The following is a 22,959-nucleotide window of genomic DNA, read 5'->3' as shown; positions in this document are numbered from 1 at the left end:
AACCTCAGCCGGTGGGCACGGTGGGTGGGTGGGGGCAGCGGGGGCACCGGGCGCGCCCGGAGGGTCTGGATCACGGCGCGGACGGAGCACCGTGCGCGGCATGCGCGGGTGTGCGCCGGTTACACGGCCATGCCGTACACGATGGTGAAGAGCGTGCCGAGCGAGCCGATGATGAACACCCCTGTCAGACCGGCGATGATCAGCCCCTTGCCCTGTTCGGCGCTGAACGTGTCGCGCAGGGCCGTGGCGCCGATGCGCTGCTTGGCGGCGCCCCAGATGGCGATGCCGAGGCAGAGCAGAATGGCGACGGCCATCACCACCTCGATCATCACCTTGGCCTCGTTGCCCAGGCTGCCGAAGGGGCCCCAGTCCGGAGCGATCCCGCCGATGATGGTGTTGATGTCTCCCTTGTCGGCCGCAAAGAGCATGTAAGTCACCGCCCCTGTTGGGTAGTTCCATGTCCCCTGTCCTCGCGCAGAGGTCAGGCTCATTCTCGCCGACAATCACGCCGGCGATGTCGACTTGGCGCTATTGACTTATGAGTTTGGTACGCATTGTCACTCTGTGTATCACGGCAGGTCACGCCGGGCAATGAAGTCCGAGCGGAACCTGTCGTGTGGTTCCGTCGTTGACGTTCTCCGCTGTCCACCATGGTTTTTGACGGCCAGTCGGGTGTGTGGCCGTTCCGATGGTCTCACGACGACGGGCCGCGGTCCCGCTGTCCGTTCGGCGTGGGCGGGCGCGGGGCGGTGGTGCCCAGTACGGTGGGCCCGGTGAAACGCACCGTGTTCACCGTTCTGGCGCTGCTGGCCGTCACCTCGGCCTCCGTCGCGGCGGCCGACGACGGGCCCGGCCCGCTGGGGGTGACCGCCGTGGCTCCGAAGTCCCCGCAGAGCGCCCGGGTCGGGGTGCTGGCCGGTGCGGACAAGGCCGGTGACCTCACGGGCAACCACTTCTGCACGGCCTCCGTGGTGCACAGCCCGAACCGGGACCTGATCCTGACCGCCGCCCACTGTCTGAGCGGCGGCGGCGACCTGGTGTTCGTGCCGGGCTACCGGGACGGGCGGGCGCCGTACGGCGTGTGGAAGGTCAAGAGGCGTTTCCTGCCCGACGGCTGGGTCAAGGGCCAGGACGAGGGCAGCGACATGGCTTTCGCCGTGCTCGCCCCGCAGGGCGGCAAGGGCGTCGAGGACGCCGTCGGCGCCAACCGCTTCGTCACGGGGGCGGCGACCGGGGCGGCCGTGGTCACCGTCACCGGCTATCCGGACGTGCGCGAGGCGCCCATCAGCTGCACCAACAGGCCGCACGCCCACAGCGGTGGTCAGCAGCGCATCGACTGCCCTGAGTTCACCGGCGGCACCAGCGGCAGCCCGTGGGTCGGCGGTGACCAGCAGGTCGTCGGGGTGCTCGGCGGGCACGAGCAGGGGGGTGCGACGGCGGACACGTCGTACAGCGTGGTCTTCGGGGCCGCGGCGGCGAAGCTCTACAAGGACGCGGTGGTTGGTCGTTGACCCGCTGACCCGCTGACCCGCTGACCCGCTGACCCGCTGACCCGCTGACCGGCCGACCCGTACCCGGTCCGGGGCGGGGTCGCACGGAGGGGGGCCGCCGTGCTGCCCTGCGCCCTGTGTGTGATCACTCCCAAAGCGCAGTGGGCGCCCCTAAACTGTCGGCGGCGGACTCCCGGGCGTCGAGGGGCGGTTGACGGTGCGTAAGGCATGGATCGTTGCGATCATCGCCGTCGGCACCTCGTTCAGCTTCGTCGCGCTGCTCGTCGTCGGCGTGTACGTCGTCGCCGGGAACCTCGCGGGCGGGGTGGGCGGCGGATCCGTGGGACTCGCCAGGGGCGCGGTGCCGGCCGCGTACCACTCCCTCGTGCAGAAGTGGGGCAATCTCTGCCCCGCCATCAACCCCGCGCTGCTGGCCGCCCAGCTGTACCAGGAGAGCGGGTTCAACCCGAACGCCCAGAGCCCCGCCGCGGCGCAGGGGATCGCCCAGTTCATCCCGGGCACCTGGGCCACGCACGGCATCGACGGCAACGGTGACGGCAAGCGCGACGTCTGGGACCCGGACGACGCGATTCCGTCGGCCGCGTCCTACGACTGCGAACTCGCCCGGTACGTCAAGGACGTGCCCGGGAACCCGACGCACAACATGCTCGCGGCCTACAACGCGGGCGCGTACGCCGTCATCAAGTACCGGGGCGTGCCGCCGTACGCGGAGACCCGGAACTACGTGAAGACCATCACGACCCTGGAGAAGAGCTTCGCCGCGCCCGTCAGGCGCGTCGACCCCTCCAAGCAGGCCGCCGCGGCCATCTCCTATGCGCAGAGCAAGCTCGGCACGCCCTATCTGTGGGGTGGGAACGGCACCGCCGACCAGGGCGGACGGTTCGACTGCTCGGGGCTGACCAAGGCGGCGTACGAGAGTGTGGGGATCACCCTGCCGCGGGTCGCCAACGACCAGTACAACGCCGGTCCGCACCCCGAGCGGGACGAGCTGCTGCCGGGCGATCTGGTGTTCTTCTCCGACGACCCGACCGATTCACGGGCCATCCGGCACGTGGGCATCTACGTCGGCGGCGGGTACATGATCAACGCGCCGAGGCCGGGTGCGGTGATCCGGTTCGACCCCATCGACACGCCGGACTACTTCGGGGCCACCAGGGTCACCGAGGATGGCGCGAAAGCACTCCCCACCTCCGTGTGAACCGCCTGTGAACCTGCCCCCTGAGCTGCGGCGATGAGTCTCTCTTCGATAACGTCTGCGTGATCATTCGGTGGAGTGCGGAACGTATCGATCGGGGTCGTGCGTTGCTGATGGCGTAGCGGATCTGCAACCACGGGGGTGGCCAGGAGGGGTGCACACGGGGTGCGCCCGGAACGATACGACGAAGGGGCCGCAGCGTCATGGCTGGACTCGCCGAATCCGGGGCGAACCCCGACGTCGACCTGCTCTACGACATCAACGGCCTGGCCAAGGACGCGCCGCGCTGGTTCGACCGGATCATGGAGTACGTCGGTGAGTACGGGCTGCTGCTCGCCATGGTGCTGCTCGTGGTGTGGTGCTGGTGGTCCGTGCGGCGCCGGGGCGGCGCGGAGGCGGCGTCGTCCGTCGCCGCGCTGGTGTGGGTGCCGCTCGCGGCGGGCCTCGCGGTGCTGGTGAACGTGCCGATACGGGGGTTCGTGCAGCGGCCCCGGCCGTTCCTGGACCATCAGGGGCTGGAGGTCCTGGTGTCCGGGAAGACCGACTACTCGTTCGTGAGCGACCATGCGGCGATCACCATGGCGATGGGGGTCGCGCTGTTCGTCGCCAACCGGCGGTTCGGGCTGGTGGGCATAGGGCTGGCGCTGCTCGAAGGGTTCTGCCGGGTGTACATGGGCGTGCACTATCCGACGGACGTCGTGGGCGGGCTCGCGCTGGGCACGGCTGTCGCGCTGCTGCTGTCTCCGCTCGCCATGGCGCTGCTCACGCCGCTGCTGAGAGCGGTCGAGGGGTCGGCGTGGGGCGGGTGGCTGGTGTCCGCGCGGGGGGTTCGGGCGGGGCGGGACGAGGCGGGGGAGGTCGGCCGCCGGGGTGCCGAGGAGCCGTTGCCGGCGGAGGACCGGGACCTGGCTGCTTGACAGGTGGTCCTGGGCTGCGGCCGGCGCGGGGACGGGTCTGCTTGCCCGCGCTTGCGGGGTGCCTCCCCCAAGCTCTTCGAGCAGGGGGTACCCCCCCATCCCACCCTCCCCCAAGCTCTCGGCTGCGCTCGAGCAGGGGGACCCCCATCGCCCTGGAGGTCCCCCGCGTTCAGCACTGGGGGAGGCACGAGACTGCCCGCAGCTACGGCGGTACGACCGCGTGCAGTTGTGTAGCTGCTTCGGCGTGGATGTCGGAACCTCCACGTGTTCTTCCCGTGAGCATTCCGTGACCTCACCGCACTTTCGGCAGGGGTTCACCCCTCGTTCACTTCCGGCCATCGGCGGCTTCACCTGTTCTGCCTAACTTCGGTCTTGTTCGGTGCTGATGCGCATCTCGGCGCATCGGCGTCGCCCACACTTCGCACGCCGCCGATCAGGACGGCGGCTCCTGGAAGGAACTCAAGTGAAGCTTCAGCGCAAGAACCGGCGGGCACTCGCTCTCGGCGCTCTCGCCGTCTCCGGCGCCCTGGCCCTCACGGCGTGCGGTTCTGACGACACCGGCGAGAGGAGCAATGCCGGCGGCGGCAGCACCAGTGCCTCCAACAGCTCCATCAAGTGTGACGACGTCAAGGGCCAGCAGCTGCTCGCGGACGGCTCCTCGGCGCAGAAGAACGCGATCGACGCCTGGGTGAAGCAGTTCAGCCAGGCCTGTGGTGTGCAGATCAACTACAAGGGCGGCGGCTCCGGCGCCGGCATCACGGCGTTCACCCAGGGACAGGTCGCCTTCGCCGGCTCCGACTCCGCGCTGAAGCCCGAGGAGGTCACCGCCTCCCAGAAGATCTGCACCGGCGGCCAGGCCATCGACCTGCCGATGGTCGGCGGCCCGATCGCGGTCGGCTACAACCTCCCCGGAGTCGACGACCTGGTCCTGGACGCTCCGACCCTGGCCAAGATCTTCGACAGCAGGATCAAGAGCTGGGACGACCCGGCGATCAAGAAGCTCAACCCCGACGCCAAGCTGCCCAGCCTCAAGATCCAGGCCTTCCACCGCTCGGACGAGTCCGGCACCACCGACAACTTCACCAAGTACCTGAAGGCCGCCGCGCCGAACGACTGGAAGTACTCCGGCGGCAAGGCCTGGCAGGCCCAGGGCGGCCAGGCCGCTCCGCAGTCCTCCGGTCTGGCCCAGCAGGTGAAGCAGACCAACGGCGCCATCGGTTACTTCGAGCTGTCGTACGCCAAGGACATGTCCACGGTCGCCATCGACACGGGCGCCTCCGACCCGGTCAAGGCCACCGTCGAGAACGCCTCCAAGGCCATCGCGGACGCCAAGGTCGTCGGCACCGGCAAGGACCTGGCGCTGGATCTGAACTACAAGACCAAGGCCGAGGGCGCCTACCCGATGGTCCTGGTCACGTACGAGATCGTCTGCGACAAGGGCAACAAGAGCGACACCCTGCCGGCCACCAAGGCGTTCCTGAACTACATCGCCAGTGAGGACGGCCAGAGCCTGCTCGCCCAGAACGACTACGCCCCGATGCCCGACGAGATCATCGGCAAGGTCCGCACCACCATCGAAGGCCTGAGCTGATCCCCGTGCGGCCCGGTCCCCCCGCGGGGCCCGGGTCGCACTGTCCGGTGCACCGCCGCCAGGAGCCGTACGACGCGTACGGCTCCGCAGACCGGAGAACTCGATGGACATATCCACGCACAAGACGCACGCGGGCGCTCCCGCGCCCACTCCACAGCCGGCCGCGACCCGCACGACCCAGCGCAAGCACGCCGCCCGTGGCGCCGCCCGTGGCGCAGCCCGCGGCACCACCCGCCCCGGAGACCGGATCTTCCTCGGCCTCTCCCGGGGGGCCGGCATCCTGCTGCTGCTGACCATGGCCGCGATCGCGGTCTTCCTCACCTACCGCGCGTCCCTGGCCATCAGCCAGGACCACGGCAACTTCCTGACCACCTTCGAGTGGAACACCAACCAGCAGCAGCCGGTCTTCGGCATCGCCGTGCTGGCCTTCGGCACGGTGGTCTCCTCGATCATCGCCATGGTCGTCGCGGTCCCCGTCGCGGTCGCCATCGCGCTCTTCCTCACGCACTACGCGCCGCGCCGGCTGAGCGGTCCCATCTCCTATGTGATCGACCTGCTCGCCGCCGTGCCGTCCATCGTGTACGGCCTGTGGGGCGCGCTGATCCTCGTTCCGCACATGAACGGCCTGTTCGGCTGGCTCAACGACTACCTCGGCTGGACCGGCGTCTTCTCCTGGGAGGGCGGCGCCCCCCGCTCGATGCTCACCGTCGGCATCCTGCTGGCGATCATGATCCTGCCGATCATCACCAACGTCAGCCGCGAGGTCTTCCGCCAGGTGCCGCGCATGCACGAGGAGGCGGCCCTGGCCCTCGGCGCCACGCGCTGGGAGGTCATCCGCATGTCGGTGCTGCCCTTCGGCCGCTCCGGAGTGATCTCCGCCTCGATGCTCGGTCTCGGCCGTGCGCTCGGCGAGACGATGGCGGTCGCCACCGTGCTCTCCCCGAGCTTCCTCATCAAGGCCAGCCTGCTCGACCCGGGCGGCGGCACCTTCGCCCAGAACATCGCCAGCAAGTTCAGCGAGGCGACGGAGTTCGGCCGTGACGCGCTGATCGCCTCCGGTCTGGTCCTGTTCGTCATCACCCTGCTGGTCAACGGCGCGGCCCGCCTGATCATCGCCCGCCGCAAGGAGTACTCGGGGGCCAACGCATGAGCACCGCAGCCATCGCCGACAAGCGCTCGAGCAGCCTGCGCGGCGCGAGCCTGCCCAAGTGGTCCCCGTACGCCATCGCCCTCGGCTCGCTCGCCCTGGCGATCCTCATCGGCACGCTCGGCGGCCTGCACAGCCGTATCCAGTGGGGGCTGATCGCGGGGATCCTCTTCATCCTCGGCACGTACGGCATCTCCGCCCGCGTCGAGGGCCGGCGGCAGGCCAAGGACCGGGTCGCCACCAGCCTCGTCTGGGTCGCCTTCCTGCTCGCCGTGGTGCCGCTGGTCTCCCTGGTCTGGACCACCGCCCAGCGCGGCGTGAAGGTCCTGGACGTCTACTTCCTGACCCACTCGATGGGCGTGGTCGCCGACACCGAGCCGGGCGGCGGCATCTACCACGCCATCATCGGCACCCTGCAGCAGGTCGGCCTCGCCACCCTGATCGGCGCGCCGATCGGTGTGCTCACCGCGATCTACCTGGTGGAGTACGGGCGCGGCAGGCTGGCGCAGGCCATCACCTTCTTCGTCGACGTGATGACCGGCATCCCGTCGATCGTCGCGGGCCTGTTCATCCTCAGCCTGATGCTGATCTTCAAGCTGCAGCCCTTCGGCTTCGCCGGTTCGCTGGCCCTGGCCATCCTGATGATGCCGGTCGTGGTCCGCTCCACGGAGGAGATGCTCAAGCTCGTGCCGAACGAGCTGCGTGAGGCGTCCCTCGCCCTGGGCGTGCCGAAGTGGCGGACGATCCTGAAGGTGGTCCTGCCGACCTCGATCGGCGGCATCACCACCGGCATCGTGCTGTCCGTCGCCCGGATCGCCGGTGAGACCGCTCCCGTGCTGCTGCTGGTGTTCGGCAACCCCTTCATCAACAACAACCCCTTCGAGGGGGCGCAGGCCTCGCTGCCGCTGTACATCTACCAGCAGTACGCCAACAGCGCGGGCTCCGGCGCGGCGTACGACCGTGCGTGGGCGGCCTCGCTCACCCTGATCGCCTTCGTGATGATCCTCAACCTGGGGGCCCGCGGCATCGCCCGCTGGAAGGCCCCACGCTGACAATGTGCGGCTACCGCCGCGTGGCCGGTCGCTGACCGCGACCAACAGCGACCGAAGACTGGAAGTGAAGAAGTAGTCATGGCCAAGCGAATAGACGTGAGCGGGCTCACCGCCTACTACGGTGCCCACAAGGCGATCGAGGACATCTCGATGACGGTCGAGCCGCGCTCGGTGACGGCGTTCATCGGCCCCTCCGGCTGCGGCAAGTCGACGTTCCTGCGCACGCTCAACCGTATGCACGAGGTCACCCCGGGCGGCCGGGTCGAGGGCAAGGTGCTGCTGGACTCCGAGGACCTGTACGGCGCCGGGGTGGACCCGGTGGCCGTGCGCCGCGAGGTGGGGATGGTCTTCCAGCGGCCGAACCCGTTCCCCACCATGTCGATCTTCGACAATGTGGCGGCGGGCCTGCGGCTGAACGGCAACTACAAGAAGAGCGAGCTCGCCGACATCGTCGAGAAGTCGCTCAGGGGAGCCAACCTCTGGAACGAGGTCAAGGACCGGCTGAACAAGCCGGGCGCCGGCCTGTCCGGCGGTCAGCAGCAGCGGCTGTGCATCGCCCGCGCCATCGCGGTCGAGCCGAAGGTGCTGCTCATGGACGAGCCCTGCTCCGCCCTGGACCCGATCTCGACCCTCGCCATCGAGGACCTGATGGGCAAGCTGAAGGAACAGTTCACGATCGTCATCGTGACGCACAACATGCAGCAGGCGGCGCGCGTCTCGGACCGTACGGCCTTCTTCAACCTGGCCGGGATGGGGCAGCCGGGCCGGCTGGTCGAGCTCGACGACACCGAGCGGATCTTCTCCAACCCGTCCGTGCAGGCGACCGAGGACTACATCTCGGGCCGCTTCGGCTGACTCGCGGCCGGTGTCCGGACCCCTCGCGGTGCTGCATGGCGGTGCCACCGTGAGGACGCATAAGGGCCCGCCTCCGGCTTCCGGGGGCGGGCCCGCGTTTTGTCGGGCGGAGTTCACTCGGCGACTTCGGTGCGTTCCCACCACCGGTAGACGGTGACCTGTCCCTCCTTGCTGTCCTCGTGGCGCGAGGTGACCTTGTAGTGCTCGTATCCCCCGAGGTGCGGGATCTTCAGTTCCTGTCCCGGAGGGACCACCGGCACAACGGTGCCCGCGAGGTCCTCCGGCCCGCCTTCGAGGAGTGCCTTGCCAGTCATACTTCCAGTGTCGCCACACCGGGCCCGGCGGCTACAGGAACGCCAGGTGGATCAGCCAGAAGGCGCAACCGGCCACGAGCGCCGCGGCCGGCATGGTGATGAACCAGCCGAGCACGATGTTCTTCGCCACGCCCCAGCGGACCGCGTTCACCCGCTTCGTCGCGCCCACGCCCATGATCGCCGAGGTGATCACATGGGTGGTGGAGATCGGCGCCTTGAAGAGGTACGCCGTGGCGAACATGATCGACGCGCCGGTCGTCTCGGCGGCGAAGCCCTGCGGCGGGTCCAGTTCGATGATCTTGCGGCCCAGGGTGCGCATGATGCGCCAGCCGCCCGCGTAGGTGCCCAGTGACAGCATGAGGGCGGAGGCCAGCTTCACCCACACCGGGATCGGGTCGCCGTAGTCCTCCACGTCGGCGATGACCAGCGCCATCACCACCACACCCATGGTCTTCTGGGCGTCCTGCAGACCGTGCCCGAGCGCCATGCCGGCCGCGGACACCGTCTGCGCTATGCGGAAGCCGCGCTTGGCCTTGTGCGGGTTGGCCCGGCGGAAGATCCACATGATCGCCGTCATCACCAGGTAGCCGGCGATCAGGCCGATGATCGGCGACAGGAACATCGGGGTGACGATCTTGTCCAGTACGCCGGACCAGTACACCGTCGTACCGCCCGCCAGTGCCGCGCCGACCATGCCGCCGAACAGGGCGTGCGAGGAGGACGAGGGCAGGCCGAAGTACCAGGTGATCAGGTTCCAGACGATGGCCCCGAGCAGGGCCGAGAAGAGGATGGCCATCCCCTTGCCGCCCTCGGGGGTCTGGATCAGACCCTCACTGACGGTCTTGGCGACCCCGCTGCCCAGGAAGGCGCCGAGGAGGTTCATCACCGCGGCCATCAACAGGGCGGCCCGTGGGGTGAGCGCGCGGGTCGACACCGATGTCGCGATGGCGTTGGCCGAGTCGTGGAAGCCGTTGGTGTAGGCGAAGCCGAGGGCGACCATGATGGTCAGGATCAGCGCGAAGGTGTCCATCGACGCCTCAGGACTCCTTGACCGCGATGGTCTCCACGGTGTTCGCCACGTGCTCGAAGGCGTCCGCGGCCTCTTCCAGTACGTCCACGATCTGCTTGAGCTTGAGCACCTCGATGGCGTCGTACTTGCCGTTGAACAGGTGCGCGAGGAGCTTGCGGTGGATCTGGTCCGCCTGGTTCTCCAGGCGGTTCACCTCGATCCAGTACTCGGTGAGGTTCTCCATGGTCCGCAGGTGCGGCATGGCCTCGGCCGTCAGCTCCGCGGCTCTGGCCAGGACCTCGATCTGCTGTTCTATGCCCTTGGGCAGTTCCTCGACGTTGTAGAGGACGACCAGGTCGACGGCCTCCTCCATGAAGTCCATGATGTCGTCGAGGGAGGAGGCGAGGGCATAGATGTCCTCGCGGTCGAAGGGCGTGATGAAGGAGGAGTTCAGCTGGTGGAAGATCGCGTGGGTGGCGTCGTCGCCTGCGTGTTCCGCGGCCCGCATACGCTCTGCGATCTCGACCCGGGCGGGACCGTCCGCTCCGAGCAGTTCCATCAGGAGTTTCGAGCCCGTGACGATGTTGTCCGCGGACGCGGCGAACATGTCGTAGAAGCTCGTCTCCCTGGGGGTCAGACGAAAGCGCACGTGGGGTCCTCAGGGTCCTTTGGTTTCGGTCAGGGTGATGCTAAGGGCATCATCCGGCCACGGCTAAGGGGCCGTCCCCAGTGTCGCCCATCGGGCATGGTGCTCCGCACGGGGGCATGCCAAAGGTTCTGGTGCCCCGCGAAGTTCGTTACGATATACCCGGCAGGGGTATGTCTTTGTGTTTCTGTTCCATACGGTCCGAAAGGGAGGACGCGATGACGACCACCGAGGCCGGCGCGCCGGCGCCCTCCGGAAGCAGCGGGCTCCAGGCGGGCAGCGGGCACGAGACCGTCACGCACGGTTACCACAAGCAGAAGGACGAGCACGTCAAGCGGCTGCGCCGGATCGAGGGCCAGGTCCGCGGGCTGCAGCGGATGGTCGACGAGGACGTCTACTGCATCGACATACTCACCCAGGTGTCCGCCTCCACCAAGGCCCTGCAGTCCTTCGCCCTGCAGTTGCTGGAGGAACACCTGCGGCACTGCGTCGCCGACGCGGCCCTCAAGGGCGGCGCGGAGATCGACGCGAAGGTGGAGGAGGCCACGAAGGCGATCGGGCGGCTGCTGCGGACGTGAGGCTCACCTGCCGCTGCCGGCATCGCGTTCCTCGGCCACCCGCAGCACCTCGTCGATGCTCTCCGGACTGAGCCGCTCCTCTGCCGCCGAGGCCGCGATGATCAGGTCTCCGCACAGCTCTATCTCGGCGAGGGCCACGTGGTCCTGAACCGCCCTGATGCGAACCGGAGCCACGTGCATCACCTCTTCTCCGCCGTTGCCGGTCCGCCAATGCGCCGGTCTGCCGTTGCCGGCTTCCCAGGGTAGGGAGCGGTCCACGCGCCGCGCATGGCACGGAAGGGCTAGTCCGCCGGTCATTCCTGGCCGTTTTGCGTCTGCTTCTCGGCGATCCGGCCGGTGTAGATGTCCTGCGCCCGCGGCAGCGTCACGGTCACCGGGGTCCCGAAGGCGTACAGCACCGTGGTCGAGTGGACGGCCACGGTGCGGCTGCTCCGCTGCCCGTTGACGAAGGCGAAGCGCTGGCGGATCTTCCGGACGCGTCCCTGGTCGTCGAGGTAGACGTCGAACGGAACCGTGGCCGTGGCGAACCCTTTCGCCGCCGCCCTCAGCGTCGCCTGGACCGCCGTCCCACCGGCCGCCGAGGCGCTCTTCGCGGCCAGGGCCAGATCGGCGGTGCCCCGGTAGTGCCGTACCGCGACCCCGGCGACCTCGGTCCTGCCGACGAACGCCGCCGTGCGCGTGCCGCGCAGGACTTCGGCGGCGGTGTACGGGTCGGTGGCGCCGCCGGTGACCAGGTTGCCGTCGACGAGCGTGGCCGTGTCGATCCGCACCCACTTGTCGGCGGGCACGCCGGCCCCCCGGTTCTTCATGAACAGGGCGCCGGGCGCGAGGAGTTCGGTGATCGGCACGTGCTCGGCGGCCCCGGTGGGGTCCTGCGGCAGCACCAGTGTCAGCCGCCCGCGCTGCCCGCGGAAGTCGTAGGCCCCCTCGCCGCGGATCGTCACACGGGTCCCGCCGGCGGCCATCTCCATCGACGTACGGGTCCGCGCGCTGCCCGCCTCCAGCAGCACGTCCGGCGCCCGGCGCAGGGTCCGCACCGGATCGGCGGGGGCGCGCGCGTCCTCGGCGGCGGCGTTGCCGCCGGCGCATCCCGTGGCACACGTGCAGACCAGGAGCCCCGCCGCGAGGACCGCGCCACCCGCCCTCACTCGCACGGGGGCGACTCCCAGCCGCTGCCGCTCCGTCATCGCCTGTCTACCCCCAGCCGCTGTGTCCGTCACGGGCCCCTGTCGTCCGGTTAACGACGAGTAGGTGGCCCCGTCACGCGCCCACGGGAGCGACAGGTGGGCGTAACTTGCCGTTCACCTGGCATGGGTACGTTCGTCGTCGTGGCGCACTATGAGGGGCTTGCCCCCACCTTGGAGGCCCGCCGGCACGGCGCGACGACCGTCGAACAGGGCCGCTTCTGCCTGGCCCGCTGCACCTGCGGCTGGCGCGGCCCCGCCCGCAGAGCCCGCAGCCTGGCCCGCACGGACGCGGAGGGACACGCGCGCGGCACGCACTAGGTGGGGTGGGCGGTCGTCGGTGGTTCGTCGGTCAGCTCGTCGAGCAGTTCGCGGTCGCTGAACCGGGTCAGCCGGGTACGGGCCGCGGCCGGGGGGAGCCACAGGATGCGGTCCACCTCCTTGGTGGGCGTGAAGCTGCCCGCGGTGGCCTCGGCGGCCCAGTAGCGCACCTGTTTGGGCCGGCCGTCCGCCATGTACGTCACCGTGCTCAGCTCGGCGCCGGGGACGGCGCTGTGGCCCGTCTCCTCCGCGACCTCGCGCAGGGCGCCCGCGAGCGGGTCCTCGCCGGGGTCGAGCTTGCCCTTGGGGTGGGACCAGTCGTCGTACTTCGGCCGGTGCACCAGGCAGACTTCGAGGGTGCCGGCCGACGGTGAGCGGCGCCACAGCACGCAGCCGGCCGCCAGGACGGGTGTGTCGTTCGGGGAAGTCAACGGTCTCTCACCACCTGTCAGTTGGCGCCGACGGTCTGCTTCTGCCACGACTGCTGGAAGGCGAACCTGGCCGCCTCCACCTCGTGCCGCTGGTCGGCGTGGAGCACGCCGAGCGCGTACGCCGTCGCCGGGGCGATGCGCGGGGTGCGGGCCGCCGCTGCCGCCGCGGCCGCCGCCTCCGAGGCGTCGCGGTGCCGGTCGAGGGCCTGTCCGGCGGCGAGCAGGCGTACGTCCACGGGTGTGTCCGGACCATGCACGACCTCACGGGCGTAGCGGTGCAGGCGCAGCAGCAGGCGGACCTGGTGCCAGGGGGCGTCCTGCGGGTGGGGGGACGGGTCCGGGGACAGGCCGTGGGTCAGGGCCTCCGCGTTGTAGGGGCTGCCGGCGGTGACGAGGGGGAGCGCGGCGACGGCGTCCTTCAAGCGTTCCTCGGCGGCGGTGGCCAGGGGGATCAGGTCCGTGGTGGCGGCGGTGGGGGTGAGGGGGACGTCGCTGGCGAGTACGGCGACCTTGTCCGCCACGGCGTGGAAGCGGGAGGAGCCCAGGGCCTGGAGGGCCGTCGAGTGGGCCCGGGTGCGGGCGAGGGTCAACTGGCGGTCGAGCAGGGCGGCCGCTTTGGCCGCGCCCACGGTGAGGCTGCCGCGGTCCGCGCCACGACCGCCCGCGGCTTGTCGGGGCGACAGCCTGTCCAGGGCCAGCAACAGCCGTTCCAGGCGGGCCTGGTAGGCGTGCTCACGGGCCAGGGTGCCGGAGAGCCAGGCCAGTTCCGGGCGCAGTTCCTCCGACCAGGTCTCCTCCAGCAGGGGGCGGAAGGTGTGCAGGCTGCCGCTGATCCGGCGGGCGGAGCGGCGCAGGGCGTACGCCGCGTCGTCGGACTCCTGGGTGCCGTTCCCCGCGCCGCCGCCGCTCTCGCGGTGCAGCCGCAGCGCGCGGAGGAACTCCGTGGCCCAGGCGCGCAGATAGCCCGCGAGGGCTTCGGCGGGGACAACTCCGGCCATGGGGCCCGCGGGGTTCGTGGGGTCCACCGGGTCCGCGGGGGCCGCCGGGTCCGTCGGGTGGTCAGGGTGTCGCTGTGCCACGCCGGCGCCTCCGGGCGTCTATGAGCATCTCCTGGATGTTGCGCAGGGGCAGGCCGTCCGGGTCGGTCGCGTGCCGGGTCCAGTCGCCGTCCGGGCCGAGGTGCCAGGAGGAGGTGGTGTCGGACATGCCGGTCTCCAGCAGCCGGTTGAGGGCTGCCCGGTGGGCCGGGTCGGTGACCCGGACCAGGGCCTCGATACGGCGGTCGAGGTTGCGGTGCATCATGTCGGCGCTGCCGATCCACACCTCGGGCTCCCCGCCGTTGCCGAAGACGAAGACGCGGGAGTGCTCCAGGAAGCGGCCGAGGATCGAGCGGACGCGGATGTTCTCCGACAGGCCGGGCACGCCGGGGCGCAGGGCGCAGATACCGCGCACCCACACGTCGACCGGCACCCCCGCCCGGGACGCGCCGTAGAGGGCGTCGACGACCGCCTCGTCGACCATCGAGTTGACCTTGATGCGGATGAAGGCGGGGCGCCCGGCTCGGTGGTGCTGGGCCTCCTTCTCGATCCGCGAGACAAGCCCGTCGCGCAGGGACTTGGGGGCGACGAGCAGCCGCCGGTAGGTCTCGCGGCGGGAGTAGCCGGAGAGGCGGTTGAACAGGTCGGAGAGGTCGGCGCCGACCTGCGGGTCGGCGGTGAGCAGGCCGAGGTCCTCGTAGAGGCGGGCGGTCTTGGGGTGGTAGTTGCCGGTGCCGACATGGCTGTAGCGCCGTAGCGTGTCGTCGCCCTCCTGACGCACCACCAGGGACAGCTTGCAGTGGGTCTTCAGCCCGACCAGGCCGTAGACGACGTGGCAGCCGGCCTCCTCCAGCTTGCGCGCCCACTTGATGTTGGCGTGCTCGTCGAAACGGGCCTTGATCTCGACCAGGACGAGGACCTGCTTGCCGGACTCGGCGGCGTCGATGAGCGCGTCGACGATGGGGGAGTCGCCCGAGGTCCGGTACAGGGTCTGCTTGATGGCGAGGACGTCCGGGTCGGCGGCGGCCTGCTCCAGGAAGGCCTGGACGGAGGTGGAGAAGGAGTCGTAGGGGTGGTGCAGCAGCACGTCCCGGCTGCGCAGGGCCGTGAATATGTCGGGCGGCGAGGCGGACTCCACCTCCGCCAGGTCGCGGTGGGTGCCGGCGACGAACTTCGGGTACTTCAGCTCGGGCCGGTCCAGGCTGTGGATGCGGAACAGGCCGGTGAGGTCGAGCGGGCCGGGCAGCGGGTACACCTCGGCCTCGGAGATCTTCAGCTCGCGTACCAGCAGGTCGAGCACCTCCCGGTCGATGGACTCCTCGACCTCCAGGCGCACCGGCGGCCCGAAGCGGCGCCGCATGAGCTCCTTCTCCAGGGCCTGGAGCAGGTTCTCGGCGTCGTCCTCCTCGACTTCCAGGTCCTCGTTGCGGGTGAGCCGGAAGGTGTGGTGCTCCAGGACCTCCATGCCCGGGAACAGCTCCTCCAGGTGGGCGGCGATGACGTCCTCCAGAGGGACGTAGCGGCCCGGGGAGCTCTCCAGGAAGCGGTTCAGCAGCGGCGGCACCTTGACGCGGGCGAAGTGGCGGTGGCCGGTGACCGGGTTGCGTACGACGACGGCCAGGTTCAGGGACAGGCCGGAGATGTACGGGAAGGGGTGCGCGGGGTCGACGGCCAGCGGGGTCAGCACGGGGAAGATGCGGTGCCTGAAGAGCGTGAACAGGCGGGCCTGCTCCTTCTCCGTGAGCTCGCTCCAGCGGACCAGGTGGATGCCCTCCTCCGCGAGGGCGGGGGCGACGTCCTCGTGGTAGCAGGCGGCGTGCCGGGCCATGAGCTCGCGCGAGCGCGCCCAGATCATCTCCAGCACCTCGCGCGGCTGCAGCCCGGAGGCGGACCGGGTGGCGACTCCGGTGGCGATACGGCGTTTGAGGCCGGCGACCCGGACCATGAAGAACTCGTCCAGGTTGCTGGCGAAGATCGCGAGGAAGTTCGCCCGCTCCAGCAGGGGGGTGTCCGGGTCCTCGGCGAGTTCCAGGACCCGCTCGTTGAAGGCGAGCCAGCTGCGTTCCCGGTCCAGGAAGCGGCCCTGCGGCAACTGTTCGCCCTCGACTCGTGACTCCACGTAGCCGTCGAGGTCGGCGTCGATGTCCGGTGCCAGGCCGGAGACCGCGGTCGCCACGGTGGGCGGGCGGTGCGCGGCGATGGAGCCCACGGAAGGCTGCGGGTTCTGCAGGGGGCCGTGGCCCGCCGGGCCCCCCACGAAGGTCGCGGAGAACGGGTGGTGCGGCTGCGCTGCCTGGGCGTCTTGCTGGCTCATGTCCCCATTCTTCCGCGCGTGGCGCGGGACAGTCGCGTCGGAGAGCACGGGCGGGAGCACGACGGCGCGCCCCTTGGGGGGCGGCGCGGGCTCGGGCACGGCAGGCTTCATTGGCCGAGCGTCGCAAGCCTGTCTGAATCAACGGTTACGGAGACATGACGTGCGGGACACCGGGAGGCGGCCCGCGGGGATCACCGGCGTCCGTCGGCGTCCGTCGGGGGTCGGGCCGTCGGAGGTCAGGTTTCCGTGCGGTACATGAGGTCGGTCTCGTACGTCGTGAAGCCCAGCCGCTCGTAGACCGAGACGGCCGCCTTGTTGTCGGCGTCGACGTAGAGCATCGCGGTCGGCAGGCCCTCGGCGGCCAGGTGGCGCAGGCCGATCAGGGCGAGGGCCTTGCCGAGGCCGCCGCCCTGGGTGCCGGGGCGGACCCCGAGGACGTACACCTCGCCCAGCCGCTCCTCCTGGTGGACCTTGGTCCAGTGGAAGCCGACCAGCCGTCCGTCGCGCCCGTTCTCGCGCTCGCTCTCGCGCTCGGCGAGGAAGAACCCCCGCGGGTCGAACCACGGTTCGGCCTTGCGGTCGTCGAGGTCCTGCTGGGTGAGGGAGCCCTGCTCGGGGTGGTGGGCGAACGCCTCCGCGTTCACGGCGAGCCAGGCGGCGTCGTCCTGCCCCGGCACGAAGGTCCGTACCGTCACCCCCTCGGGCAGCGCCGGCTCCGGCAGCTCGAAGCCCGTCAACGGCCGCCGCATCTGCCGCAGTTCGCGGAACAGGGTCAGCCCGAGGCCCTGCGCGAGATGCCGGGCGGCGGAGTGCCCGCCGTGCGCCCACACCCGCAGCCGCTTGCCCGAGGCGGCGAGCAGCGCCGTACCCAGCGCCCGCCCGTGCCCGTACCCGCGGTGTGCCGGATGCACGACCAGCTCGGCGGCCGGCGCCTCCACCGGGTCGGTGTCCTCCAGCTGCGCGTACCCGACCAGCTCCCCGTCGACGCTCAGCAGCAGGTGCGACACGCCCGGCCGGGCACCCCCACGCAACTGCAACCGCCCCTGCTCGGACACCGCCTGCTGCCCGTCATGGCGAGCAGCCGCCGCCAACAGCCCGAGCACGGCTTCGGCCTCGTCCGGCGAGAGCTCGGAACGGGTCTCGAGGGAGCGGGTGATCGCTGCGGGGTCGTCGCTGGTCATGGGTACGAGACTAACTTGCCCGCACTGTCACGTCCGGGCCGTTCACCTACGCCCGGCTTCCGGCCTGGTCCAGGGCCGCCTGCCCGTTACCGGGACTCTTGCAGAAAGCCCCGGCGTTCACGCCGGGGATGAACGCATCTCTGGACTGCCCTGGCCCGTAGGTCACAGCGGCCGTTGTTGCTGCTCGATGTAGGTGCGGATGATCGACAATGGCGCTCCGCCGCACGAGGCGGAGAGGTACGAGGGCGACCACAGATGCCCGTGCATGATGGCTTGGTTGACCCGGCCGGTGAACTCCTGCCGTATCCGGCGAGCGGAGACACCCTTGAGGGAGTTGACCAGCCTGGAGACGGCGACCTTGGGCGGGTAGTGCACCAGCAGGTGCACGTGATCCTTCTCGCCGTTGAACTCCTTCAGCTCCGCCTCGAAGTCCTCGCACACCTTGCGCATGATCTCTTCGCAGCGCGTCGCGACCGAAAGGAAGCGCACGCGGCCGGGCTGCCGTACGTGAAATCAGCGGACCTGTCCCGGCTGCGCATCACCCAGGCCAAGCGCACCGAGGAGCGCGCCTGGCTCGCCGAGGTGTCGGCGGTCGTCCTGCAGCAGTCCCTGCGGGACCTGGATGCCGCCTACCAGAACTTCTTCGACAGCCTCAAGGGCAAGCGGCAGGGCCGCAAGGTGGGCCCGCCCCGCTACAAGTCGAAGAAGGACACCCGGCAGTCGGGACCTCGCGGTGTCCGGCCTGGGCCGCACCCGGCTCGCCAAGTCCGTGCACGACGCGGGATGGTCCGCGTTCGTGGCCATGCTTCAGTACAAGGCGGCTCTGCACGGGCGCACCTTCGCCAAGGTGGGCCGGGCCTTCCCCTCCTCGCAAGTCTGCTCGGCCTGCGGCTTCCGGGACGGCCCCAAGCCCTTGCACGTCCGTGAGTGGACGTGCGGCGAGTGCGGCACCGTGCACGACCGCGACCACAACGCAGCCCGCAACGTCCTGTTCGAAGGACGCCGAATCGTCGCCGCCGGACGGGCGGAGACGCCAAACGCCTGTGGAGCGCCGGTAAGACGGGCACACGTGCCCGCACAGCGCGGTGAAGCAGGAAGCCCCGGAAGGGTCGGACGACCCAGGCAGGAATCCCCGCCCTTCAGGGCGGGGAGCACGTCAAGAGCTGAAAGGTAAGGCTGCGCCTCCTTTCGAGAGTAGGGCCGTATGCCGACGCTTGAGTGCGAAACGTAATTGCTCGTGCACGAAGGGTGGACCGGCCGTGCTGACAGGAACGACCACCTCGGGAGAAGGCGTGGCGCCCAACGCCCGCACTTTGCGGCACAGTTCGCCTCCACACCCCGGGGCGCACGGCTGGTCCGGCGCGCTGCCGTGCGGTGCGTGGAGGAGTGGGGGCATTCGCCGGAGTCGGACGCGTCGTGCACGGTGGCGCTCGTCGTCGGTGAGCTGGCGGCGAACGCCGTGCGGCACGGCCGGGTGCCCGGCCACGACTTCGCGCTGAGCCTCGCCCTGGACGCGACGGCCGACGTGATCCGCATCGAGGTGGCGGACGCCGCCTCGGCCAAACGGCCACCGGCGACCGCGCCCTCCTCCCACCCCGACGGGGAGTCGGGCCGCGGCCTGCTGCTGGTGGACGTCCTGGCCGTGCGCTGGGGCTGGGCACCTCGCCGGCCCGTGGGCAAAGTGGTCTGGGCGGAGGTCTCGGCCGATGTGTCACCTGCTCCGAATGCCCCGGAAGGCACGTGACGGGCTCCGTCGCACGAGGAGAGCAGGCGGGTCCGTGGTTCCCGCGGGCGGGTCACGAGTCGGCCGGGGGATCCTCCGGCAGGTGTGCCTCCAGCGCGTCCGGGCGGTAGTCGGGGAGAGCCGACCGGGCAGCCGCCTCGTGGCGCACCCGCAGGAACTCCAGATGCCGCTCGTACTGGTCGAGGCTGTCGGCGATGAGCTGTTCCTTGGTGTAGCCCATCACGTTGTAGCCCTGGTTGCCCTCGGCGAGCTGGACCTCGAAGCGCACGTAGGTGTCGTGGGTGCTGACCGACCTGGTGGCGAACCCGGGGGTCAGCAGCTCCACGGGCCAGACCCGGTAGATGAATTCGTCGCTCGGGCCGATCGGTACTCGGAAGCCGGCGTGGGGGAGGCCGGTGTCCTCGTCGACTCCTTCCAGGAGCTCCGCTTCCGCCCCTTGTTCCCGCAGCGCCTGGACGATCTCCTGGAAGGCGGGGCGGCACACGGTGTCGACGAATCCGGTGGCCGCCCGCCGACCGGGGAACGCCATCGTCCGCGCCAGCCGGTGCCGCCAGTTCCGTGCCCCCAACGGACCCTGCAGCGCGGTACGCCCGGAGAGCGATGACGGCAGCGTGGTGGTCAGCACCTGCGCCCGCATCCGTTCGGTGCGCAGCGCCAGATAGAGCCCCGCCATGATCAAGAACATGACGAAGGAGAAGGGCAGGCCCATGATGATGGTGGCGTTGGTGAGCGCGTGCACGCCGCCCACGATGAGCATGGCGAGGGTCAGCAGCCCTGTCGCCACCGCCCAGAAGATGCGCAGCCACGGGGTCGCGTCGGTCACCGGGGTGGGCAGATCCGCGCTGAGGTTGCCCATGACCAGGGCCCCGGAGTCCGCGGAGGTGACGTACAGCAGCAGCCCGACGAACGTCGCGAGCCCGGCGCTGAACAGCGCACCCGGATACTGTTCCAGCAGGCTGTAGAAGCCCTGCTCGGGGTGGTTCATGGCCGTCTGGCCGAACCCGGTGTTCCCGTCGCGCACCAGGAACAGGGCGCTGTTGCCGAAGACCGACAGGAAGAGGCCGGTGAAGAGGAGCGGGATGATCAGCGTCGCCGCGATGAACTCCCGCAGGGTGCGGCCGCGGGAGATGCGGGCCAGGAAGAGCCCGACGAACGGCGCCCAGGCGATCCACCACGCCCAGAAGAAGAGCGTCCACGCGTCCAGCCACTCGGTGGGCCTGGCCTGCTCGTAGGCGAAGGTGTGCAGGGTCATCCACGGGAAGCGGCTGACGTAGTCCCCGACGTTCTGGACCAGGGCGTTGAGCAACCGGAACGGTTCGCCCACGGCCAGGATGTAGAGCATCAGCAGGGCGGCGAGGAGGACGTTCAGCTGCGACAGCCGACGGATGCCCTTGTCCACGCCGGAGACCGCGGACACCATGGCCATCAGCACCGCCACGACGGTCAGGCCGATCTGTGCGGAGAGCCCCTCCGGGACGCCGAAGAGGACCTTCAGTCCGTAGTTCAGCTGCACCACGCCGATACCGAGCGTCACGGAGATGCCGAACACGGTGCCGAGGATGGCCGCCAGGTCGACGGTGTCACCGATCCGTCCGTGGATCCGGCGGCCGATGAGCGGATAGAGCGCGGAGCGGATCGCGAGCGGCAGCCGGTACCGGAAGGAGAAGTAGGCGAGCGCCATGCCCATCAGCGCGTACATGGCCCAGCCGGTGATGCCGTAGTGGAACAGCGTCCACACCACGGCCTGCCGGGCGGCCGCGGTCGTCCTCGGGTCGCCCTCCGGCGGCGCGAGGTAGTGGCTGACGGGACCGGTGACCGAGAAGAACATCAGGTCGATGCCGATGCCCGCCGCGAAGAGCATCGCCCCCCACGTGAAGAGACCGTAGTCGGGCGTGGAGTGCTTGGGCCCCAGCTTGATCGTGCCGTACCTGGAGACGCCGATGAAGACGACGAACGCCAGGTACAGGGTCGCGGCGAGGAAGTAGTACCAGCCGAACCACGAGGAGATCCTGGTGACCGCCACCCCGATGACCGATTCCGCACCGGAGGGCGTGATGATCGCCCAGATCGAGATCACGAGGATCACCGCGGCCGACCCGAAGAAGACCACGGGTTTGAGCCTGCCCGTGCCCGCCGTCCCGGCTTCCGTCACCGACTCCTTCGGTGCTGCTCCGGCACCCTTGCCTCCTGCAGTCGACACGGCCGTGTTCCTCCTTGGTCGAGGACGAGGACGTCCGCTCGAGGCGGCAGGCGGCTGCTGCCGCCGTGCGCACGGAGCGTGGGAGACCTCCCGTCGGTGTCCGGACGCACTGTGGCACCGGTGGGGGAAGCGGTCTCCTGGTGATTCCGCGTTCTCCGTCCAGCACTGGCCGGATGTGCTGGTCTCCATCGTCGGTCCCAGAGGTGCGGGGGGCAACGCCGGCCTCCGGCCACCACGGGAGGAGTGGAGCGGCTCAGGCGGTCGGAGGGGGCGGCGACGAGCCGCGCTCGGCGGCTGCCGGGCCCTTGATGACGCGACAGCGGTCCGCGCCCGTGGACGGCTGCCGACGGGTCACCGTCCCGCCCCCTCCGCAGGCCCGGGGCGGCCGGTGAGCAGGTCGGCGGCGCGTTCGGCGGCGAGCAGGACGGTCACCATGGGGTTGATGGTGGGCATCGTCGGGAACACCGACGCGTCGACGACCCGCACGCCCTCGACGCCGCGCAGCCTCAGCCGGGGGTCGCAGACGGCCATCGGGTCGTCCGGGGCGCCCATGCGGCAGGTGCCCGCCGGGTGGTAGACGGTGTTCGCCGCGCGGCGCCCGTATTCCGACAGGGCGGCGTCGGAGGTGACGTCCGGGCCGGGCGCGACCTCGCGGACGAGCCAGCCGCTCAGGGGGTCGGTGGCGGCGACCTTGCGGGCGATCTTCAGGCCCTCCACGACGGTGCGCTCGTCGTAGCCCTCGGGGTCGGTGAAGTACCGGAAGTCCAGGGCGGGATGCTCGGCGGGGTCGGCGCTGCGCAGCCACATCCGGCCGGTGGAGCGGGCGCGCGGCACGTTCGGCGTCATGCACACCCCGTGCTCCGGAACGGGGTAGCCCAGGCGTTCGGTGTTGACGGTGAACGGCACCTGGTAGAAGTGGAACATCAGGTCCGGGCGCGGTTGGCCGGTGTCGAGGCGCAGGAACAGGCCGGCGTCGGAGTCCATCGCGGAGTTGGGCGGCAGCGGGCCGTCGGTCTCCCAGAGGATCACGGACTCGGGGTGGTCCAGCAGGTTCTCCCCCACGCCGGGCAGGTCGGCCCGCACGTCGATGCCCAGGCCGCGCAGGTCGTCGGCCGGGCCGATGCCGGACAGCAGCAACAGGCGCGGGGTGTCGATGGCGCCGGCGCACAGCAGGAGCTCGCGCTCGGCGCGCACGGTGGCGGGCTCGCCGTCGGCGCCGCGGACGGCGACACGGGTCGTCCTTCCCGACTCGTCGGTGAGCAACCGGTGGGCCCAGGTCTCCAGGAGGAGGGTGAGGTTGGGGCGGTCCAGCACGGGGTGGACGTAGGCGACGGACGCGGAGGAGCGCAGGTTTCCCTCCGGCTCGTAGGCCAGGGAGAAGAAGCCGGTACCTTCGGCGAAGGGCTCGGCGTTGAAGTCGTCGATGACGGGGACGCCGAGAGCGCGGGAGGCCGCGGTGACGAAGTCCTTGGCGATGGGATTGCGGTCGGCCTCGGCCACCGGGACGATCCGGGTGAGCAGCCGGTCGCGGTAGGGAAGGATCGTCGCCGGGTCCCAGCCGGTGCAGCCGTGGGCCACCCAGTCGTCGAGGTCCTGCGGCAGCGGCAGGAAGCTGATCAGCGTGTTGTGGGAGGAGCAGCCTCCCAGGACGCGGGCACGTGAGTGCAGGATGTGGGAGTTGCCGCGCGGCTGCTCGACGGTGGTGTAGCCGTAGTCGAACTCCGTGCCGAGC

The 22,959-nt window shown here is 70.2% G+C and carries 23 protein-coding genes and 2 pseudogenes; 12 read left to right on the top strand and 13 right to left on the bottom strand.

What is annotated here, in order from left to right; translation table 11 throughout:
• Positions 1-119: 119 nt before the first annotated feature.
• Positions 120-428, bottom strand: coding sequence for a DUF8827 family protein (locus tag DEP02_RS02025; protein WP_003991275.1), 309 nt, complete (start codon positions 426-428; stop codon positions 120-122).
• 345 nt (positions 429-773) lie between these two features.
• Between DEP02_RS02025 and DEP02_RS02020 the strand changes: the two genes are divergently transcribed.
• The 7 genes from DEP02_RS02020 to pstB all read left to right on the top strand — a co-directional run bounded on the left by DEP02_RS02020 (position 774) and on the right by pstB (position 8,268).
• Positions 774-1,511: a trypsin-like peptidase domain-containing protein gene (locus tag DEP02_RS02020; RefSeq protein WP_232838919.1), complete on the top strand. Its 738-nt coding sequence runs from the start codon at positions 774-776 to the stop codon at positions 1,509-1,511.
• A gap of 190 nt (positions 1,512-1,701) precedes the next feature.
• Positions 1,702-2,709 carry a C40 family peptidase gene (locus DEP02_RS02015; protein ID WP_198668250.1) on the top strand — a complete coding sequence of 336 codons (1,008 nt, stop codon included), beginning with the start codon at positions 1,702-1,704 and terminating at the stop codon, positions 2,707-2,709.
• 200 nt (positions 2,710-2,909) lie between these two features.
• A complete protein-coding gene (locus tag DEP02_RS02010) occupies positions 2,910-3,623 on the top strand; it encodes a phosphatase PAP2 family protein (RefSeq protein ID WP_112465574.1) in 714 nt (237 codons plus the stop codon).
• 463 nt (positions 3,624-4,086) lie between these two features.
• Entirely contained in the window at positions 4,087-5,214 is a 1,128-nt protein-coding gene (gene pstS, locus DEP02_RS02005; protein ID WP_112465573.1) for a phosphate ABC transporter substrate-binding protein PstS, read from the top strand.
• A gap of 103 nt (positions 5,215-5,317) precedes the next feature.
• On the top strand, positions 5,318-6,364 hold the full coding sequence (gene pstC / locus DEP02_RS02000; RefSeq protein ID WP_112465572.1) for a phosphate ABC transporter permease subunit PstC: 1,047 nt from the start codon (positions 5,318-5,320) through the stop codon (positions 6,362-6,364).
• Entirely contained in the window at positions 6,361-7,413 is a 1,053-nt protein-coding gene (gene pstA / locus DEP02_RS01995) for a phosphate ABC transporter permease PstA (RefSeq protein ID WP_112465571.1), read from the top strand. Before pstC ends, pstA begins: the two co-directional genes overlap by 4 nt.
• Before the next feature lie 78 nt (positions 7,414-7,491).
• Positions 7,492-8,268 (top strand): phosphate ABC transporter ATP-binding protein PstB, encoded by a 777-nt coding sequence (pstB, locus tag DEP02_RS01990; protein WP_112465570.1) that lies wholly within the window; start codon positions 7,492-7,494, stop codon positions 8,266-8,268.
• Positions 8,269-8,381: 113 nt separating this feature from the next.
• Here the strand turns inward: pstB and DEP02_RS01985 are convergent, their stop codons facing one another.
• From DEP02_RS01985 to DEP02_RS01975, 3 genes are read right to left on the bottom strand one after another with little or no spacing between them, the layout of a single operon-like run.
• The gene (locus DEP02_RS01985) at positions 8,382-8,582 is read right to left on the bottom strand and encodes a DUF5988 family protein (protein WP_111004070.1); all 201 of its coding nucleotides are present in this window, start codon (positions 8,580-8,582) and stop codon (positions 8,382-8,384) included.
• Positions 8,583-8,613: 31 nt separating this feature from the next.
• On the bottom strand, positions 8,614-9,612 hold the full coding sequence (locus DEP02_RS01980; RefSeq protein WP_112465569.1) for an inorganic phosphate transporter: 999 nt from the start codon (positions 9,610-9,612) through the stop codon (positions 8,614-8,616).
• Between the two features lie 7 nt (positions 9,613-9,619).
• Positions 9,620-10,240 carry a DUF47 domain-containing protein gene (locus DEP02_RS01975; RefSeq protein WP_112465568.1) on the bottom strand — a complete coding sequence of 207 codons (621 nt, stop codon included), beginning with the start codon at positions 10,238-10,240 and terminating at the stop codon, positions 9,620-9,622.
• A 215-nt stretch (positions 10,241-10,455) separates the two neighbouring features.
• Between DEP02_RS01975 and DEP02_RS01970 the strand changes: the two genes are divergently transcribed.
• On the top strand, positions 10,456-10,815 hold the full coding sequence (locus DEP02_RS01970; RefSeq protein ID WP_112465567.1) for a metal-sensitive transcriptional regulator: 360 nt from the start codon (positions 10,456-10,458) through the stop codon (positions 10,813-10,815).
• Between the two features lie 3 nt (positions 10,816-10,818).
• Here DEP02_RS01970 and DEP02_RS33820 read toward each other — a convergent pair whose 3' ends face one another.
• Together DEP02_RS33820 and DEP02_RS01960 are read right to left on the bottom strand one after the other, a co-directional pair.
• Positions 10,819-10,989 carry a hypothetical protein gene (locus tag DEP02_RS33820; RefSeq protein ID WP_198668251.1) on the bottom strand — a complete coding sequence of 57 codons (171 nt, stop codon included), beginning with the start codon at positions 10,987-10,989 and terminating at the stop codon, positions 10,819-10,821.
• Positions 10,990-11,108: 119 nt separating this feature from the next.
• A complete protein-coding gene (locus DEP02_RS01960; protein ID WP_112465565.1) occupies positions 11,109-12,002 on the bottom strand; it encodes an SCO4651 family lipoprotein in 894 nt (297 codons plus the stop codon).
• Positions 12,003-12,143: 141 nt separating this feature from the next.
• Between DEP02_RS01960 and DEP02_RS01955 the strand changes: the two genes are divergently transcribed.
• The gene (locus DEP02_RS01955; RefSeq protein ID WP_157977355.1) at positions 12,144-12,320 is read left to right on the top strand and encodes a hypothetical protein; all 177 of its coding nucleotides are present in this window, start codon (positions 12,144-12,146) and stop codon (positions 12,318-12,320) included.
• Here DEP02_RS01955 and DEP02_RS01950 read toward each other — a convergent pair.
• The 5 genes and pseudogenes from DEP02_RS01950 to tnpA form a co-directional block, all read right to left on the bottom strand.
• Entirely contained in the window at positions 12,317-12,751 is a 435-nt protein-coding gene (locus DEP02_RS01950; protein WP_112465563.1) for an NUDIX hydrolase, read from the bottom strand. The two genes, DEP02_RS01955 and DEP02_RS01950, sit on opposite strands and share 4 nt — an antisense overlap.
• Positions 12,752-12,768: 17 nt before the next feature.
• Positions 12,769-13,830 carry a CHAD domain-containing protein gene (locus DEP02_RS01945; RefSeq protein WP_438947717.1) on the bottom strand — a complete coding sequence of 354 codons (1,062 nt, stop codon included), beginning with the start codon at positions 13,828-13,830 and terminating at the stop codon, positions 12,769-12,771.
• The gene (locus DEP02_RS01940) at positions 13,811-16,102 is read right to left on the bottom strand and encodes an RNA degradosome polyphosphate kinase (RefSeq protein WP_438947716.1); all 2,292 of its coding nucleotides are present in this window, start codon (positions 16,100-16,102) and stop codon (positions 13,811-13,813) included. The genes DEP02_RS01945 and DEP02_RS01940 overlap by 20 nt, the downstream gene beginning before the upstream one ends.
• A 236-nt stretch (positions 16,103-16,338) precedes the next feature.
• Positions 16,339-17,283, bottom strand: coding sequence for a mycothiol synthase (mshD, locus tag DEP02_RS01935; protein ID WP_112465560.1), 945 nt, complete (start codon positions 17,281-17,283; stop codon positions 16,339-16,341).
• Between the two features lie 162 nt (positions 17,284-17,445).
• Positions 17,446-17,760, bottom strand: a pseudogene (gene tnpA / locus DEP02_RS01930) (IS200/IS605 family transposase); the annotation flags it as partial.
• A gap of 30 nt (positions 17,761-17,790) precedes the next feature.
• On the opposite strand from tnpA, the gene DEP02_RS35750 reads away from it, so the two are divergent.
• The 3 genes and pseudogenes from DEP02_RS35750 to DEP02_RS01920 all read left to right on the top strand — a co-directional run.
• Entirely contained in the window at positions 17,791-18,210 is a 420-nt protein-coding gene (locus tag DEP02_RS35750; RefSeq protein WP_438947719.1) for a hypothetical protein, read from the top strand.
• Positions 18,107-18,457 (top strand): zinc ribbon domain-containing protein, encoded by a 351-nt coding sequence (locus DEP02_RS35745; RefSeq protein ID WP_438947718.1) that lies wholly within the window; start codon positions 18,107-18,109, stop codon positions 18,455-18,457. The genes DEP02_RS35750 and DEP02_RS35745 overlap by 104 nt, the downstream gene beginning before the upstream one ends.
• A 141-nt stretch (positions 18,458-18,598) precedes the next feature.
• Positions 18,599-19,027 (top strand): annotated as a pseudogene (locus tag DEP02_RS01920) (ATP-binding protein); the annotation flags it as partial.
• A 52-nt stretch (positions 19,028-19,079) separates the two neighbouring features.
• On the opposite strand, the gene betT reads toward DEP02_RS01920, so the two are convergent.
• Positions 19,080-21,227, bottom strand: a complete 2,148-nt coding sequence (gene betT, locus DEP02_RS01915; protein WP_112465558.1) for a choline BCCT transporter BetT — start codon at positions 21,225-21,227, stop codon at positions 19,080-19,082.
• Between the two features lie 351 nt (positions 21,228-21,578).
• Positions 21,579-22,959 (bottom strand): GMC family oxidoreductase (locus tag DEP02_RS01910; RefSeq protein WP_112465557.1); only part of this gene is annotated, 1,381 nt, incomplete at its 5' end.

Origin of the sequence: Streptomyces triticisoli, assembly GCF_003270085.1 — a bacterium.
Taxonomy (GTDB): Bacteria; Actinomycetota; Actinomycetes; order Streptomycetales; family Streptomycetaceae; genus Streptomyces; species Streptomyces triticisoli.
This window is presented reverse-complemented; position numbering and strand designations above follow the sequence as displayed.

Bases quoted from the DNA above. Each gene is read 5' to 3' on its own strand.
- DEP02_RS01985 (WP_111004070.1), bottom strand. From the start codon at position 8,582: ATGACTGGCAAGGCACTCCTCGAAGGCGGGCCGGAGGACCTCGCGGGC.
- pstC (WP_112465572.1), top strand. From the start codon at position 5,318: ATGGACATATCCACGCACAAGACGCACGCGGGCGCTCCCGCGCCCACT.
- DEP02_RS02010 (WP_112465574.1), top strand. From the start codon at position 2,910: ATGGCTGGACTCGCCGAATCCGGGGCGAACCCCGACGTCGACCTGCTC.
- DEP02_RS01970 (WP_112465567.1), top strand. From the start codon at position 10,456: ATGACGACCACCGAGGCCGGCGCGCCGGCGCCCTCCGGAAGCAGCGGG.
- DEP02_RS01960 (WP_112465565.1), bottom strand. From the start codon at position 12,002: ATGACGGAGCGGCAGCGGCTGGGAGTCGCCCCCGTGCGAGTGAGGGCG.
- mshD (WP_112465560.1), bottom strand. From the start codon at position 17,283: ATGACCAGCGACGACCCCGCAGCGATCACCCGCTCCCTCGAGACCCGT.
- pstA (WP_112465571.1), top strand. From the start codon at position 6,361: ATGAGCACCGCAGCCATCGCCGACAAGCGCTCGAGCAGCCTGCGCGGC.
- DEP02_RS01940 (WP_438947716.1), bottom strand. From the start codon at position 16,102: ATGAGCCAGCAAGACGCCCAGGCAGCGCAGCCGCACCACCCGTTCTCC.
- pstB (WP_112465570.1), top strand. From the start codon at position 7,492: ATGGCCAAGCGAATAGACGTGAGCGGGCTCACCGCCTACTACGGTGCC.
- DEP02_RS01980 (WP_112465569.1), bottom strand. From the start codon at position 9,612: ATGGACACCTTCGCGCTGATCCTGACCATCATGGTCGCCCTCGGCTTC.
- DEP02_RS02025 (WP_003991275.1), bottom strand. From the start codon at position 428: ATGCTCTTTGCGGCCGACAAGGGAGACATCAACACCATCATCGGCGGG.